Genomic DNA, 16,664 nt, shown 5'->3' with positions numbered 1-16,664 from the left:
TCCACCCCGGCAATCCTTAATTTAGCCCGGATTCAAATTAACCAACCCAATAACAGCGTGGCGCCAATTACGGTAGAGGCACCGCCGATGCGCGTGGCGATTTGCGCGAACGGCATCAGCCCCATCCGGTTAGATGCGGAGAGAATGGCGACATCGCCGGTACCGCCTAAGCCACTGTGGCAGCAGGTAACAATCGCCGCTTCAACCGGGAACATTTTCAGGTAAGGCGCAATCAGGAAACTCACCAGCCCCATCGACAACACCACCGAACCGCATACCACCACATAACCGACCGAGAACACCGCTACGACGCTTTCCAGAGGAACATACAGCATGCCGAGGCCAATCATCAGCGGCCACACCAGCGCGGTGGAGACGAACTTATAAAAACTGTGCGCACCGGTTTCCATTGAGGTTGGGATCACCCGGCAATATTTGCACAACACCGCAAACAGAATCATCAGCACCGGACCGGGAATATGCACGATATGTTCGAACAGGCCACCGACGATAAAGAAGGCACAAATCACCAGCAGGCCACCGCCCATCAGCTGGAAATCGACGTTGCCGCTGGTTTCCTTGATATCGAATACCGCGTTTTCCTCCGCCGAACGGATCAGCATGCCGTCACCGCTCAACGCCTTGCGTTTCATGCCCAGTCGCGCCAGCACTCCGGCCGCGACAATGGCAAAGATATTGCCCAGCACCGCCGCCGGCGCCAGTTGCGCCACATACACGTCGGGTGTCGAACCCAGAATGGCGGAATACGCCAGCGACAGCGGCAAAATGCCCTCGCCGATACCGCCACCGATGATCGGCACGATGATAAAGAAAAAGGTGTGATAGAAGGTAAAACCAAACAGCTTACCCACCAGCAATCCGGTTGCCACCGCCGTTACCGTGCCCACCACCAGCGGGACGAACATACGGATCATGCCCTGGATCAGAATCACCCGGTTCATGCCAAGAATACTGCCGACCACCAGGCTGGCGATCACAAAGTACAGCAGATTGGCGTCTTTCATCAGCAGATGGACGGTACCCATCACGTTCGGCTGGAAAAAATTAAAGTACACCAGCACCGAAGGCACCATCAGGCACAGAATGGCCGGGCCGCCAATATCACGCAGTACCGGAATGCTTTTACCTAAATGCGCCAGCGCAAAGCCCAGCGTCATGATCACCGCCAGGCCGCCGATCATATTCTTTGGCAGGAAGTTGGCGTAGGCCGATACGGCGACAATCGCGCAAATAGTGATAAACAGCGCAACCGGTACGGCACCGATATCCATTTTCCGCAGGTGGTTAATCAATCCTGATGAATCAGGTTGCGGTATTTCTTTCTCACAGGTCATTTCTGCATTTATCTGTTTCATTATTCACCCTGCTGACAAGCGTTCAGTGTGGAGCGGATCGACTAATGGCATATAAAATAATTTATAAGCTTTAAAAGGTACGTTTCGGAATGGGCGTATTTATAATAAATAAAATAGTGGACAGCACTGACAATATGATAAAAAATAAAAATACAAAACCAAATTACCTCTTATTAACTCAATATTGTGAGCCCCCGCCAATGTTGGTTTTAATTAATTATCGTCAGCGTTTTGTAATTAAATTAATCAGGCGCTAATTCACTGCTATGCTATAGATGGAAGTAAAAATCCGTGCGTTTATTAATGAGAACCGGAGCGGTAAATAGCTGAATCCGGTCAGCTTGTACCCGAGCCTTGCTCTGCACGCGGCACCGTGCGGAAAGCAGGCACATAATATATGCCCTATCGCTTTCAAAGGCCGTGGTCAGAAAGGCGAAGGGCATAGAACTAATAAGGAAGTAGGATATGTCTTCAATCGCGATTACCCCACAAACGCTGGCCCGCTACGGTATCCATCAGGCTACCGAGATCGTCCATAATCCCAGCTATGAACAACTGTTTATCGAGGAAACCCGCGCCGACCTGCCGGCGCTGGAGCGCGGTACGTTAACGACGTTGGGCGCGGTCAACGTCGATACCGGCGAATTCACCGGCCGTTCTCCGAAAGACAAATACATCGTGCGTGACGACACCACGCGCGATACCGTTTGGTGGTCCGACAGCGGCACAGGCAAAAACGACAACCAGCCGCTGTCGCCGGAAGTGTGGCAACATCTGAAAACGCTGGTGGGTAACCAACTTTCCGGCAAGCGTCTGTTTGTGGTGGATGCCTTCTGTGGCGCCAACGCAGACACCCGCCTGAAAGTGCGTTTCATCACCGAGGTGGCCTGGCAGGCGCACTTTGTCAAAAACATGTTTATCCGCCCGTCGGATGAAGAGCTGCAGAATTTCGAGCCGGACTTTGTGGTGATGAACGGTGCCAAATGCACCAATCCTGACTGGAAACAGCAGGGGCTGCATTCGGAAAACTTCGTCGCCTTTAACCTGACCGAACGTATACAGCTGATCGGCGGGACCTGGTACGGCGGCGAAATGAAAAAGGGCCTGTTCTCGATCATGAACTACCTGCTGCCGCTGCAGGGTATTGCCTCGATGCACTGCTCAGCCAACGTGGGCGAACAGGGTGACGTGGCGGTCTTCTTCGGCCTGTCCGGCACCGGTAAAACTACCCTCTCCACCGATCCTAAACGCCAGCTGATCGGCGATGACGAGCACGGCTGGGACGACGACGGCGTATTCAACTTCGAAGGCGGCTGTTACGCCAAGACCATCAAGTTGTCTCCTCAGGCTGAGCCAGAGATTTATCAGGCTATCCGCCGGGACGCGCTGTTGGAAAACGTGCAGGTGCTGGCCGACGGCAGCATCGATTTCGATGACGCCGGCAAGACCGAAAATACCCGAGTATCTTACCCGATCAACCACATCGAAAACATCGTCAAACCCGTGTCCAAGGCGGGACATGCCAAGAAAATAATCTTCCTGACGGCGGATGCCTTCGGCGTATTGCCGCCGGTATCACGCCTGACACCGGAACAAACCCAATATCACTTCCTGTCCGGCTTCACTGCCAAGCTGGCCGGCACCGAGCGCGGCATTACCACCCCAACCCCGACCTTCTCCGCTTGTTTCGGCGCGGCGTTCCTGACGCTGCACCCGACGCAGTACGCAGAAGTGCTGGTAAAACGCATGGAAGCGGCCGGTGCACAGGCCTATCTGGTGAATACCGGCTGGAACGGCAGCGGCAAGCGTATTTCCATTAAGGACACCCGCGGCATCATCGACGCCATTTTAAACGGGGAGATCGAGCACGCCGACACCTTCAACCTGCCAATCTTTGGCTTGGCGGTACCGAAGGCATTGCCGGGGGTAGACCCTTCGATCCTCGATCCGCGTAAAACCTACGCCGACGAATCTCTGTGGCAGGAAAAAGCCCAGGATCTGGCCCAGCGCTTTATCGATAACTTTGCCAAATACACCGTCACCCCCGCAGGGGAAAAACTGGTGAGCGCCGGGCCTAAACTTTAAGCCACAGCGCGCTTTATCATCCTTACAGGGGCCAGCAGGCCCCTTTTTTATGCCAATTGCTTATCCAGATTGATCAACGCCTGCGCCAGCACCCTGGCCCCGTCCGCCAACTGTTGCTCGGTAATCGACTCCTCGGGACAATGGCTGCGCCCATTCAGACAGGGAATAAACACCATCCCCACCGGCCCGGTCGACGCCATATAAACCGCATCATGCCCGGCACCGCTCGGCAGCCGGCGTCCGGCCAACCCCAGCGAATGAGCTGCCCCCTCGATCGCCTGCATCACCGTTTCCGCGCAGGCGGTGGGCCGTGCGCGACTGACATGCTGCAATTGCGTCTGTAAATCCAGACTCTGCAAACGTGGCCGACAGTTTTCCAACAGCGCTTCCGGGAAAGTCTCCAACAGCGCCTGACTGTCACTGCGCACCTCCAGCATCAGTTCTACCTGCCCTGGCACCGCATTGGGGACATTTGGCGTCATGGCGATGCGCCCTACGGTCGCCACCACATAATGTGGATTGCCGCTTTGCTGTAACGCCATCGCGTGCGCCTGCTCAATCACATGCGCTGCTCCGACCAAAGCATCGCGACGAATATCCATTGGCGTGGTACCGGAGTGATCCGGCTGCCCAAGCACCGTCACCAACACCCGGCGGATGCCGACGATGTGCGTCACCACACCAATCGGCAGGTGCTGGCGCTCCAGTACTGGCCCCTGTTCAATGTGCAGCTCAACGTAAGCGGCGGTACCGCCCGGCAGGCGCAGCGGCCGGTTCAGTTTTTCCGGCTGAGCGCCAATACGCGTCATCGCCTCCGCCAGCGTTTCGCCTTGCGCGTTCCGGGAAGCCAGCATACCGCCGTCCAATTCACCGCTCATCGCCCGGCTGCCCACGCAGGAAATACCGTAATCACTGGGTTCTTCGGACAGAAAGTCGATAACCTCAAACGGATGCTGCAAAACTATCCCCTGTTGATGCAGACAATGGGCGATTTCAATCCCCGCCAGCACGCCGATAATCCCGTCATAGCGGCCGCCGCCCACCACGGTATCGCAATGCGAACCGGTCACTATCGGCGGCAGATCGTTGCGCACCCCGGCGCGCCGACCGATCAGATTACCGCCTTCGTCTAGCGTTACCGTTAGCCCAGCCCGCTTCATTTGTTCCGCCAGCCAGGCTCGTGCCTCGCTGAACAATGGCGTAAAGGCCCGTCGTGTCCAGGGCACATCCGGCAACGTCATTTGTGCCAGATGATTGACCCGCGCCCACAAACGTTCACTGTTGATTAACGCGATCATTGGCCTGCTCCGTTGGCAACGCGCGGGCGCAGAAACTGTCCCGACCCCGGCGAATTAAGAATACGGCCCTCGGCAAAGACTGCCTGGCCGCGACAATAGGTGGCTTCCACCCGTACGCTGAACTCCATGCCTTCGAAGGCGCTCCATTTCACCGCCGACAAACTGTTCGCGGGATCGAATCGGTAGCGCTCGGGCCGCAATACCACAAAGTCGGCGTCCATACCTGTGTCAAACCCCCCTTTGCGATCGTCGAGCAGAAAATGCCGCGCGGGATTGCGACACAGCAGCTGCGCGACGGTGGTCGGCGCAATGCCGTGCTGCTCGCAGCCGGTCCACAACGCCGGTAACAGCGTCTCCAGCCCGGGGCCACCGGAGGCGTTTTTGAACACGTTGTCGTCCCCTTTACGCTCCAGCCCCCAACTGACGTGATCGGAAGAAACGAAGGTGCAGTCGCCCTGCGCAATATGGCTCCACAACAGTTCGGTTTCCGCTTTAGGACGGATCGGCGGGTAGTGTTTGGTCCTGGCACCAAACTGGCGCGTATGTTGTTCATGGTTGAGCATCAAATACTGTACGCAGGTTTCAATGCTGACCGGGTAGCCAGCCTGCCGATACATCCGATAAAGTTCGAAACCGCGTGAAGTGGAAACATGCACCGCATGGGCGCGAGCCCCGCTTTCCGCCCCCATTTCATAAATTAGCGCCGTTGCCAGATTTTCAATCAGCGGCGTGTGAGCACGCATAAATGCATCCCAGCCAGTGTCGCCGGCCTCGACCATTCGCTGGATATTTTTACGCGTCAGCTCCTGCATCTGGTTGTGTACCGCACAGGCCAGCCCGGTCGGCGCAATAAGCTCAAAAGCATGCATCAAGTCGTCTTCGTCCACCCGAGGAAACCGGCCCGGCGTAGCTTCAAAGGTGGAAAATTTAAAGGCACATACCCCACCTGCGATCAGTCCGGCAGCGGCATCGAACCCATAGGTTGCGTTCAGGGTGCCAAACAGCGCCACGTCGACATGACAGTCACGCTCCACCTCGGCAATTTTTGCTTCCAGCAGAGCGCGGCACGCCACCGGCTGCGGATCGTCATAAGGCATATCGACCATCACGGTGATCCCCCCCGCCGCCGCCGCCCGCGACGCCCAGCCCAATCCTTCCTGATTCGCCTGACTGCCGGAATGCACCTGACCGTCAATCACCCCCGGCAGGATCCACTTGCCGCCAGCGTCGATCACCTGTGGGGCCTCCGGTGCCTGACCGCTGCCGCTGCCGATGATTTTACCGCCTGCGATGGCCAGCCAGCCGTCCGGAGTCACCCGCTCGGCATCCACCAGATTGCCCTTGACCACCAGCTCTGGCCGTTGACTCAGATTCATAGCGCCCCTCCCCTAATTCCATTGCATACAATAAATGCATAAAAATGCATATATCTCAGGTTATCAATCGGTCGATTGTGCCGATAGTCAGGCCAGTGTAGGGTGAGGCTGTCTATTCTGTCTTATGCTTGTTTATCACTCATGCATAACAAAATGTTAACCATAGTGGAGGGGCTGTGCGTTTAAACCTCAAGCAAATCGAAGTGTTCCGCGCCATCATGTTGACCGGCTCGATCAGCGGTGCCGCCAAGCTGCTGCACGTTTCACAACCGGCGGTCTCACGACTGATTGGCTACACCGAACAGCGGTTGGGTCTGACGCTGTTTGAACGCATCAAGGGGCGTCTGTACCCGACCCCGGAGGCTCGTCACCTGTTTGTCGAGGTCAATTCGGTCTATCAGGGCGTTCAGCGGGTTAACGAAGTGGCTGAGGACCTGATCCAAAACCGTATGGGCCACCTGCGTATCGCCTGCAGCCCAAGTCTGGGGCAAGGACTGATCCCCAGCGCCATCGCAAAATTCCACGCGCAATTGCCCGAAGCGCGGGTGATACTGCACACCATGATCCCGGACGTGCTGTTGCAGGCGGTGCTGACGCAACAGGTTGAACTGGGGGTCGCTTTTCTGCACGAAGGCCATCCCAACGTGCATTCGCGCCAGCTGTATGAAAACCGGCTGGTGGTGGCGTTGCCTGCTTCCCACCCATTAACCGCCAAAAATGTGATAGGTATCGAGGATCTGATCGACCAGCCTTTTATTGGCTATGGCGCCGAGATCCCGATCGGCCAACTGGTGCGCAAACTGTTAAGTGATGCCGATATCATTCTGCGCCCTACCGTCGAGGTGCAGCAGATCCACGTCGCCTGCGCACTGGTGCAGGCCGGGGTTGGTATTGCGCTGATCGATGAAATTACCGCCAACGGCCCGGTGTGGACCAAGGTGGTTTTCCGGCCCATCGAACCCACTGCCAAAACCCCCATCAGCATCGTACACGGCATGTACGAGCCCCTTTCACGACTGGCTCAGGCGTTTATTGCCACCCTCGAATCAGTGCAGATCCACTGGTCGCGCTAACGCATTTCATCACCGCTCCCCAGGGTGCTCGCGACTGATTTTTTGCGCCTGAAGCATGGGTTAACATTGTGTTATACGCAGGTGATAAAAAGTAATGCGACATTTTGGTTAACCGCCCCCTAGTATCGAATTCCGGTAGCGCAACTATTCACAGATTATTCATTCAAGCGCAATCTCACCGATACTTTCAGGAGCACAGACCATGGGGCGTGTTTTAACACTTAACGATGTGGAGGCCGCGGTAAAAGGCGGTTCGGTATTTGCCTGCGGCGGTGGCGGTTGGGTTGCCCACGGCCTGGAGCTTGGGCGACTGGCGGTGACCATTGGCCGACCGGAACTGGTCAGCCTTGAGGAATTGAACGATAACGACTGGATTGCTACCGCGGCAGCGATTGGCGCCCCCGGCGGCCTGACCGACTGGCAAATGCTCGGCGTCGACTACGTTAAGGCCGTGCAGTTGGTGCAGCAGGCACTGGGCGCCCCTATCGCCGGATTGATGGTGGGGCAGAACGGCATGTCCAGCACCCTCAACGGCTGGTTGCCTGCCGCGATCCTCGGTTGCAAGGTCGTCGATGCGGTCGGCGATCTGCGTGCCCACCCTACCGGCGACATGGGCTCCATCGGCCTGGCCTCCAGTCCTGAACCGATGATCCAGGCTGCCGTCGGCGGCAATCGGGCCAAAAACGCCTATATCGAACTGGTGGTGAAAGGCGCCACGGCCAAGGTGTCGCCGGTGCTGCGCAAAGCGGCAGACATGTCCGGCGGCTTTATCGCCAGCTGCCGCAACCCGATACCAGCCGGCTACGTGCGCCAACACGCTGCGCTGGGGGGCATCAGCCAGGCGATTGCCCTGGGCGAAAGCATTCTGGCGGCAAACGGCAACGGCATCGTCGAGACCATCTGTCGCCACACCGGCGGCAATATTATCGGCAGCGGCAAGGTTACCGCCAACAGCCTGCGTTATACCGAAGAGGCGTTCGACGTCGGCATCGTGACTGTCGGCCAGGGCAAGGACCTGCGCCGTATCCATATCATGAATGAACATATGGCGGTGGAAGACGCCCACGGTGAGCGTCTCGCCAGTTATCCAGACGTGATCACTACCCTCGACAAGGCCGGCAACCCGGTAAGCGCCGGGCAGTTAAAGCCTGGCATGGAAGTGGTGATTTTCCATATGCATCATTCTCAGTTCCCGCTTTCCTCGTCGGTCACCGATCCGGCGGTTTATCCCCCGGTAGAGAAAACCCTCGGGATTGACTTACGCAGCTACCTGCCAACGGGAGATGCCGCATGAAAAGAGCCTTTAAAGTGACCTCGGGCACCGAGCTGCGCTGCCTGGGCTGGCGGCAAGAAGCGCTGTTGCGTCTATTGGAAAACGTGCTGGCCGTTGGCGAAAATCCCGACGAACTGGTGGTATATGCGGCATTGGGACGTGCGGCGCGCGACTGGCCGTCACACGATGCCATCGTTCATGCGTTAAAAACCATGCGTGAAGACCAAACCCTGCTGGTGCAATCCGGCAAGCCAATCGGCGTGCTGCAGACCCACGCTAATGCCCCCCTGGTGATCATGGCCAACTGCAATATGGTCGGCCAATGGGCGAAGGCGGAGAACTTCTACCGCTGGGAAAAAGAAAACCTGATCTGCTGGGGCGGACTGACCGCCGGCGACTGGCAATATATCGGTTCGCAGGGGGTGATCCAGGGGACTTATGAAATCTTCTCGCGTATCGCCGAACGGCATTTCGCTAACGATCTGCGCGGCCGCTTTATCCTCACCGCCGGGCTGGGCGGCATGGGCGGTGCGCAACCGCTGGCGGGCACCCTGGCCAACGCTGCGATTCTGACCGTCGAGGTCAATCAGGCCAGTATCGACAAACGGCTGAAAAACGGCTTTTTACAGCACCAGGCGAAAGATCTCGATCAGGCTCTGGCGATGATCGCCGCCGCTCAGCAACGCAAAGAGGCCTTGTCAGTTGCGCTGCTGGGCAATGCCGCCGAAGTCTACCCGGCGATTTTGTCCCGCGGCGTAGTTCCGGACATCGTTACCGACCAAACGGCAGCGCACGACCTGGTGTACGGCTACGTCCCCGCCGGTTACAGCCTTGTGCAAGTGGCGGCGCAACGCGAAGCGGATATTAATGCGCTGATGGACGCCAGCCGCCGCTCTATCGTGCAACACGTAGAAGCCATGATCGGCTTTATGGATCGCGGCGCGGTGGTGTTCGATAACGGGAATCTTATCCGCACCCACGCCCACCAGGGCGGCGTTGCACGCGCATTCGAGATCCCCATATTCACCGAGGCCTTCCTGCGGCCGCTGTTTTGTCGCGCCATCGGTCCGTTCCGCTGGATTGCGCTGTCCAACGACAGCAACGATATTCGGGTGATCGACGACTACCTGCTGCAGCGCTTTGCCGATAACCGCATCGTCAGCAACTGGATCACTCTGGCGCGCCAACATGTGCCCTTTGAAGGCCTGCCGGCACGCATAGCCTGGCTCGGTCACGGGGAACGCACCGAGCTGGCGCTGGAAGTGAACCGCATGGTAGCGGCCGGCCGTCTTTCCGGTCCTATCGCCTTCACCCGCGATCATCTCGACGCCGGGGCGATGGCTCACCCGAATATCATGACCGAAAAGATGAAGGACGGCTCCGATGCCATCGCCGACTGGCCGCTGCTCAATGCGTTGGTCAACTGCGCCTCCATGGCGGATTTGGTGGCAATCCACTCCGGCGGCGGCGGTTACAGCGGCTATATGACCAGTTCAGGCGTCACCACCATCGCCGATGGCAGCGCCGCTGCGGAGCAACGCCTGCAATTGTCGATGACCAACGACACCAGTACCGGCGTGATGCGATACGCCGACGCCGGTTATCAGGAGTCGCTCGACGAGATAGCTGAAAAATCCCTGCCCTATATCTCACTGCCTCGCGGAGAACAACGATGAATAAAAGCACGGTTCCGACCATCTCCCCCCTGTTGGCTGCCAACGCCGCCGATACGCCGCGCAAAAGCCGTGGGCGTAAAGCGATTGCTGCCGCTTCCATCGGCAACGCGCTGGAATGGTATGACTTCTCGGTGTACGCCTTTTTCGCCGTGTACATCGCGCAGAACTTCTTCCACCCCAACGATCCCGGCACCCAACTGTTTGAGGCCTTTCTTGCCTTCGGTCTCGGTTTCGTCATTCGCCCACTCGGCGCCCTGGTGATCGGCGCTTATGGTGATAGGGTTGGCCGCAAGGCCGCCCTGACGCTGACCATCATGACCATGGCCGTCGGCACGGCAATCATTGCCTTTGCACCGCCGTACAGCGCTATTGGCATAGGCGCACCTTTATTGATCCTGTGTGGCCGGGTGCTGCAAGGGTTTTCCGCCGGGGGAGAGGTGGGCGGCGCGGCCGCATTTTTAATCGAGCACGCCCCCGCACACCAGAAAGGCCAATACGCCTCCTGGCTGCAGGCCAGCATGGGGATCTCCAATATCCTGGGCGCATTGGTCGCCACCGCGGTCACCCTGACGCTCAGTCACGAACAGGTGGGTGACTGGGGATGGCGTATTCCATTCATCATCGGCTTATCGATCGCCCCGATTGGCCTGTGGATGCGTAAAACCCTGGAAGAAACGCCGCTGTTTGCCGAAGAGCAGGCCCGGCGTCAGCGGGAGCAATGCGCTCCGGAAAAGCCACTGAGACAGCTGTTCCGTACCCATCGTCAGGCCGTGCTGCTGGGCACCGGGCTGTCTATTCTGTGGGCAGTGAGCGTTTACGCGCTGATTATCTATATGCCGATTTACGTTCAACGCGTGCTGCATTTCGAGAGCCATCAGGCGTTTTTGGCGGCACTGATCGGTAACTGCTTTATGGTGGTTTGCTGCGTAGCGGCAGGTGCCTGGTCCGATCGCATCGGTACCCTGAAAATCCTGCAGGCCGGTGCCGCCTTGTTACTGGTTGCCAGCTACCCCTTGTTATTGCTGCTTGACGCTTACCACACCACCGCAATGCTGATCCTGGTACAGACACTGTTTTGCATGCTGGTGTCGCTGTTCGTCGGCGTGGCCCCTGCGGCACTGTCCGATCTGTTTCCCACCCAGGTACGGGCCAGCGGAATGTCGGTGTCCTATAACCTGGCGGTGACGGTGTTCGGCGGCTTTGCGCCGGCGATCCTGACCTGGTTGACCCAGAATACCGGCACCCGCTTTGCGCCGGCCTGGTACGTGATGATCGCCAGCTTACTGGCGCTGATCACCCTGTATTTTATCGCCCGCCGTCCGGCGCAGCAGCCCTGAAACGAATAACGCTACAACAACATAAAAATCAATAATAAGGGTTTACTTATCATGCCAGGAAAATTCGCTTTATCGCTGTTGGCCGCGCTGACGCTCGGTTACAACCCGTTTGGCTTGGCCACCGTCACGCTCGATGGACACTCTATTACCCCGCACCTGATTGCTCAGGTCGCCGACGGTGAAACGGTGAGCGTCACGCCCGTCGCCATGGAGCGCGTGACACGGTCACATCAGGTGCTGATCGAAGCTGCGCAGAGCGGGCTGAAAATCTATGGGCTGACGGTGGGCGTCGGATTAAACAAGGACCGGCCGATGGTCGACGTCCACGGAAAGCTGACGCAGGAGGTGATCGACGCATCGAAAAAATTCAACGTCGGCCTGCTGCATGCCCACTCTGGCGGCATTGGCGAAGCCATGAGCGTCCGCGTCGCGCGGGCCACCATGGTCACCCGGCTCAATGCCCTGTTGAGCGGTGGCGGCGGTGTCCAACCGGCGATTGTCGACGCCTATGTCGCTTTTCTCAACAAAGGCATCACCCCGGTGATCCCGGCGGACGGTTCGGTGGGCGAAGGAGATATCACGGTGATCAGCCACATTGGGCTGGCGATGCTCGGCGAAGGTGAAGTTTATTATCAAGGTAAAAAAGTGGCGGCCAAAGCGGTGCTGCAAAGCAGTCAGACACCGGCCATTGCCCCTTATGCCAAAGACGCGCTGGCGATCCTCAGTTCCAATGCCTATTCCGCAGCTAGCGGTGCTCTGGCTCTGGATTCGCTGTCCCACCTGATGCAGGTTAATACCTTGACCTATGCGCTCAGCCTGCAGGCGCTGAACGGTAACCTTTCTCCGTTTCTCGCCAATACTCTGGCGCTACGTCCTTACCCGGAAGTGGCGGCCATGGGGAAAAACCTGCGCGAGTTGCTGATCGGCTCCAGCCTGTGGCAACACGATGACAGCCGTCCCTTGCAGGATCCGCTGAGTTTTCGCTCCGGCGTCTATCTGCTGGCGGAGCTCCAGCGCAGCTATCAGCAGGCTTACGACCAGTTGCTGGTGCAGTTAAACAGCTCCGACGACAACCCAGGAGTGGCACTCGACGTTACGGCACCGTCGCAGCGGCCGCAGGAGGCGGTAGGCTACGTCAGCAAAGGCAGCCTGCAAGGTGCCGTGCTGCCAAGCGCCAACTTTGAACCGCTGCCCTGGGTACTGGCCTTTGAGCAATTGGGATTGGCGCTGGCGCATAATTCGCTGGCCAGCGCTCAACAGGTGATCAAACTGAATAACCCGGCGTTTACCGGCCTGAGTCGTTTTCTCGGCACCGACCACACCGTGCACGCCTTTGGCGCGATGGAAAAGCCGGTCATGATGCTGGCGATGCGGAGCAAAGAACTCGCCATGCCGGTGTCGCTCGATTATTTCCCGGTCGCCGGCGATATTGAAGACATCGCCACCAATGCACCATCGGTGGTGGCTCGCGTTCAGCAGCAGGTGGACAACGGCTATCAATTGCTGGGGATCTTGTTGGTGCACGACGCTCAGGCAGTGGATTTGCGCCAGCAGCGACACAACGGCTTTACGCTATCCGCCCCTACCGCAGCACTCTATACCGCGGTGCGCAAGCAGGTGCCGTTTATCGAGGTTGACCGCCCGCTGGCGCCAGACTTCGCCGCGGCAGAACAGGTGCTGCGCCAGTACGGTAAAGAGTGACTTGACCACGATCAGCCTCAGGGCGCGGACGACGGCGCCCTGATCAACCCCGGCAACACCAGTGCTAACGCCGCCGCTATGCGAGTGTCGATATCGCTGCCCGGCGGCAACAGGCCAAGCGCCATCTGGCGTAAGGGTTCTGCTATCACCATCGCCAGCAGCAGATCGCTGGTTTGCACGCAATCCAGTTCACGCAGCCAACCACGCCGTTGCTGGCGCTGCAGCCAGTCAGCCACAATCGTCCTGCCTCGTTCAATGCCGTTGCGCTGATAAGCCGCCAGCAAATCTTCACGCCCCGGAAATTCACTCTGCAGCAGGCGAAACATCCCCACCGCCTGCTCGCTCAGCACCTGTCGCGCAATGGCCTGCAAGCCCTGCGACAACAGCGTCGGCAACTCTGTCGCCCGCTGGGCGTCCTGTTCAAACACCGGCGCAAAAGCGTCGGTCCAGCTAGCGATCGCCTGCGTCACCAGCGCATCGCGGTTCTCGGCAAAGCGATACAGGGTTTTCTTCGCCATGCCCGCCCGCTTCGCCACCGCGTCCACGGTGGTAGCGGCATAGCCCTGCGTCAGCAACAACGCCAGAGTGGCCTCCACTGCCGCCGCGCGTAACTCCCCTTCCGGAGCCGAGGGCCTTCCACGCGAACGCGGTTCGGCTTCCACTTTATTTGCCATCACAGTTCCTCGAAATCGTTGACAGAGTCATCATACCGGCATAGTCTTATTTAGGAAACAAATATCGTTTCCAAATAAAAAAGGATGAGCGTGATGACACATCAATCACTGATGCTGCCCTGGGGCGTAAATGATATCAACGAGTTGCTCAAACCTGAACCGCTGCGGCTGGAGATGGGGCTGACGCGCAATAGCGACGGGTGGTTGACCGTGGCAATCCGTACCGATCTGCACGGCTGCAAGGGTCGCATGCTGGATTGGTGGTTTACCTTTTTCGAAACCACCCAGCACATCCGTTGGTGGCATCCGCACGATCATGTCGAACACCGCGGCTGGGACCAGCACTGGAGAAAAGGCCAAAGCTACGTGGGTGCCAGCATCAACGCGGTGGAATGGTTAGCCGAATTGCCACCGGTTCCGGCCCGCCTCAAATTCCACGCGGCAGAAGACTTTTTTGCCCCACAAGCTTTGCAACAGGCGCGGGATGGTCAGGCGTTATCCGCCGCCGTATGCGCACGGATCGGCTTTGGCGAGCAGGTGGCGCTGGACGATAACGGCGATCCGCTCGACGGTGAAATGCTGCATCTGGCACGCGACACCTCCTATGGTTGCGTGCTACGCAGCCGTTTTCTGTTGGGGAAATCCTGTGCCAACGCACATGAAGAACTGCCGGACGAGGTTGGCTTTAATCTGATGCGCCATTGCTACAATGAATTCAGCTATCTGGCGCAATTCCTGCCTTCGCTGTACTACGCCGAAAACGGCCATGAGGCTGCCCCCTTACCCTGGTAATCATTCACCCCGGCGTTTTATTTTTCGCCGGGGCCGTTATAGTAAGCTCAGGCTACAGGCTACAACGATAAACGACAGGTGAAGCGATGGAAAAACGGCGGTATTCAGGTGGCTGTCTTTGCGGGCATATCCGTTTTCAGGCCGTTGGGCAGCCCGGTAATCCCCACAGTTGCTCATGCGAGTTCTGTCAGCGTCACTCCGGCGCGCCGACGTTGTGCTGGGTTGAGTTTCCGCGTGAAGCCGTCAGTTGGATCGGTACCGGCGGCATGCCTGCCCTGTACCGTTCTTCCGACTATTCCAGCCGCGCTTTTTGCCCACGTTGCGGCAGTACTCTGGGCGCTGTCGATGACGAACCGACCGTCGCGTTGGTCACCGGCAGTTTTGATCGCGGTGAGCTAGCGGCGCTGCGCCCCACTGCGCATTCCTTTTCCGATGGCTGCCCCGACTGGTGGAAAATCGACGACATCATCTGAGGCCTTCACACTTCCCGCTTAAAATAATTGATTGTTTTGTCATAAGAATTTAGAACTGAATGACAATAATTCAAACGCACGGGAATGGGGATGGACACACAAACCACGGTTATCGACGCACGCCAGTCGCGTCAGGCCTTGCTGGCCGGATCGGTCGGCAACTTTATCGAATGGTACGAATTCGGCGTTTACGGTTTTCTCGCTACCGTGATCGCCGCCAATTTTTTCACCCTGCAGGGTGAAAGTGAAATTACCAGCCTGATCCTCACCTATGCCGCCTTTGCGCTGGCCTTTTTCTGCCGCCCGATAGGCGCCGTGATTTTCGGCCGCATCGGCGATCGCATTGGCCGTCGACCGACGCTGATCGCAGTCTTGTTGCTGATGACGGTGGCTACCGCCCTGATCGGCGTGATGCCGACCTATGCCTCCATCGGCGTTGCCGCCCCGCTGTTGCTGACCCTGTTGCGCATGTTCCAGGGGCTGTTCGCCGGCGGCGAGTTCGGCGGTGCGGTTTCGCTGATGACCGAGTTCGCACCGAAGGGAAAACGTGGCCTGTTCGGGGCCTGGCAGTCGCTGACCGTGGCCTTCGGGCTGTTGGCCGGGGCCGGACTGGTAGCGCTGTTGGCTGCGCTTTTAACCCCTGAGCAGTTACATGACTGGGGCTGGCGCATCCCCTTTCTGCTGGCGTTGCCAATGGGCGCGGTAGCACTGTGGCTACGCTTAAAACTGCAAGAGACGCCGACCTTTACCCAGGCGCAACAAAACCTCGGCACCAAGGTGCAAGCCCCCGAGCTGAAGTTAAGCGGCGTGGTGAAAACCATCGCGATTGGCATTGGGCGCATGATGGGCTGGTCCGCTGCCGGTTACACCTTTCTGGTGGTGATGCCGTCCTACCTGCAAACCTCGCTGCACGCCACCTTCCAGCAGGCGCTGGTGGCGACGGTACTGGCTAACGTCGGTTTCGCCCTGACCATTCTGCCCGCCGGCATCCTCAGCGATAAGCTGGGGCGCAAAACGGTGATGCTGACGGCGGTAGTGGCGGTGATCCTGTTCGCCTTCCCGCTGCTGCACCTGCTGCAGGACTCTCAAAGTTCGCTGCTGGCCAAAGGCATCGCGGTGATGATCGCCGGTGCTGTCGTCGGTTTGCTGGCCGGCCCCGGTCCGGCAATGTTGGCGGAGATGTTCCCGACGCAGGTGCGTTATACCGGTCTGGGACTGGCCTATTCGCTTTCCAACGCGGTGTTTTCCGGCTCTGCCGGGCTAATCATCACCGGCCTGATCAAACAGACCGGCGACCTCGATATCCCGGCTTACTACGTGGTCGCCACCTCGGTAGTCAGCCTGTTCGCGCTGATGACCCTGCGGCGCGACGACCATCTCCGTTCACTCAACGAACGTTAACCCTGCGGGGCGCACTGCGCCCCTGTTTTATTGACAGGTGACTTGGATCACACCAGCAAAATGTTAACGTTAACTTTTGTGATTAACATCGCAATCCCTGGCTTTGGCGGCTTTATTTGATCCAAAGTT

13 protein-coding genes are annotated in these 16,664 nt (G+C 58.2%); 9 read left to right on the top strand and 4 right to left on the bottom strand.

Annotated features, from left to right (window positions below):
* Positions 1 to 32: 32 nt before the first annotated feature.
* The gene (locus AC1RKG_RS00475; protein WP_020826531.1) at positions 33 to 1,376 is read right to left on the bottom strand and encodes a 2-hydroxycarboxylate transporter family protein; all 1,344 of its coding nucleotides are present in this window, start codon (positions 1,374 to 1,376) and stop codon (positions 33 to 35) included.
* A gap of 465 nt (positions 1,377 to 1,841) precedes the next feature.
* Here AC1RKG_RS00475 and pckA point away from each other — a divergent pair, with 465 nt between their 5' ends.
* Positions 1,842 to 3,461, top strand: coding sequence for a phosphoenolpyruvate carboxykinase (ATP) (pckA, locus tag AC1RKG_RS00470; RefSeq protein ID WP_122078997.1), 1,620 nt, complete (start codon positions 1,842 to 1,844; stop codon positions 3,459 to 3,461).
* Positions 3,462 to 3,508: 47 nt separating this feature from the next.
* Here pckA and ertE read toward each other — a convergent pair whose 3' ends face one another.
* Both ertE and ertD read right to left on the bottom strand, forming a co-directional pair.
* Entirely contained in the window at positions 3,509 to 4,759 is a 1,251-nt protein-coding gene (gene ertE, locus AC1RKG_RS00465; protein ID WP_259217054.1) for an N-carbamyl-l-glutamate amidohydrolase ErtE, read from the bottom strand.
* Positions 4,756 to 6,135 carry a hydantoin-5-propionate amidohydrolase gene (ertD, locus tag AC1RKG_RS00460; protein WP_493181669.1) on the bottom strand — a complete coding sequence of 460 codons (1,380 nt, stop codon included), beginning with the start codon at positions 6,133 to 6,135 and terminating at the stop codon, positions 4,756 to 4,758. Before ertD ends, ertE begins: the two co-directional genes overlap by 4 nt.
* A 176-nt stretch (positions 6,136 to 6,311) precedes the next feature.
* Between ertD and AC1RKG_RS00455 the strand changes: the two genes are divergently transcribed.
* The 5 genes from AC1RKG_RS00455 to AC1RKG_RS00435 all read left to right on the top strand — a co-directional run bounded on the left by AC1RKG_RS00455 (position 6,312) and on the right by AC1RKG_RS00435 (position 13,195).
* Positions 6,312 to 7,208, top strand: a complete 897-nt coding sequence (locus AC1RKG_RS00455; protein ID WP_044550217.1) for a LysR family transcriptional regulator — start codon at positions 6,312 to 6,314, stop codon at positions 7,206 to 7,208.
* A gap of 202 nt (positions 7,209 to 7,410) precedes the next feature.
* Complete coding sequence (gene ertC / locus AC1RKG_RS00450; RefSeq protein ID WP_116690662.1) at positions 7,411 to 8,502, top strand: thiohydantoin desulfurase; 1,092 nt, start codon at positions 7,411 to 7,413, stop codon at positions 8,500 to 8,502.
* Positions 8,499 to 10,157, top strand: a complete 1,659-nt coding sequence (gene ertB / locus AC1RKG_RS00445) for a thiourocanate hydratase (RefSeq protein WP_493181667.1) — start codon at positions 8,499 to 8,501, stop codon at positions 10,155 to 10,157. The genes ertC and ertB overlap by 4 nt, the downstream gene beginning before the upstream one ends.
* Positions 10,154 to 11,494: an MFS transporter gene (locus AC1RKG_RS00440; protein WP_493181665.1), complete on the top strand. Its 1,341-nt coding sequence runs from the start codon at positions 10,154 to 10,156 to the stop codon at positions 11,492 to 11,494. Before ertB ends, AC1RKG_RS00440 begins: the two co-directional genes overlap by 4 nt.
* Positions 11,495 to 11,545: 51 nt before the next feature.
* The gene (locus AC1RKG_RS00435; RefSeq protein WP_122078985.1) at positions 11,546 to 13,195 is read left to right on the top strand and encodes an HAL/PAL/TAL family ammonia-lyase; all 1,650 of its coding nucleotides are present in this window, start codon (positions 11,546 to 11,548) and stop codon (positions 13,193 to 13,195) included.
* 17 nt (positions 13,196 to 13,212) lie between these two features.
* Here AC1RKG_RS00435 and AC1RKG_RS00430 read toward each other — a convergent pair whose 3' ends face one another.
* Positions 13,213 to 13,869, bottom strand: coding sequence for a TetR/AcrR family transcriptional regulator (locus tag AC1RKG_RS00430; RefSeq protein ID WP_197820720.1), 657 nt, complete (start codon positions 13,867 to 13,869; stop codon positions 13,213 to 13,215).
* A 93-nt stretch (positions 13,870 to 13,962) separates the two neighbouring features.
* Here AC1RKG_RS00430 and AC1RKG_RS00425 point away from each other — a divergent pair, with 93 nt between their 5' ends.
* From AC1RKG_RS00425 to AC1RKG_RS00415, 3 genes are all read left to right on the top strand, one after another.
* Entirely contained in the window at positions 13,963 to 14,661 is a 699-nt protein-coding gene (locus tag AC1RKG_RS00425; RefSeq protein WP_122078980.1) for a DAPG hydrolase family protein, read from the top strand.
* Positions 14,662 to 14,747: 86 nt separating this feature from the next.
* Entirely contained in the window at positions 14,748 to 15,134 is a 387-nt protein-coding gene (locus tag AC1RKG_RS00420; RefSeq protein ID WP_262016616.1) for a GFA family protein, read from the top strand.
* A gap of 90 nt (positions 15,135 to 15,224) precedes the next feature.
* Positions 15,225 to 16,535: an MFS transporter gene (locus tag AC1RKG_RS00415; protein WP_493181663.1), complete on the top strand. Its 1,311-nt coding sequence runs from the start codon at positions 15,225 to 15,227 to the stop codon at positions 16,533 to 16,535.
* The last annotated feature ends 129 nt before the right edge of the window (positions 16,536 to 16,664 follow it).

The organism is Serratia sp. GW822-FHT06D09 (genome assembly GCF_058799515.1).
Note: the sequence above shows the minus strand (reverse complement) of the source record. Positions and strands in the feature narration are given on the sequence as shown.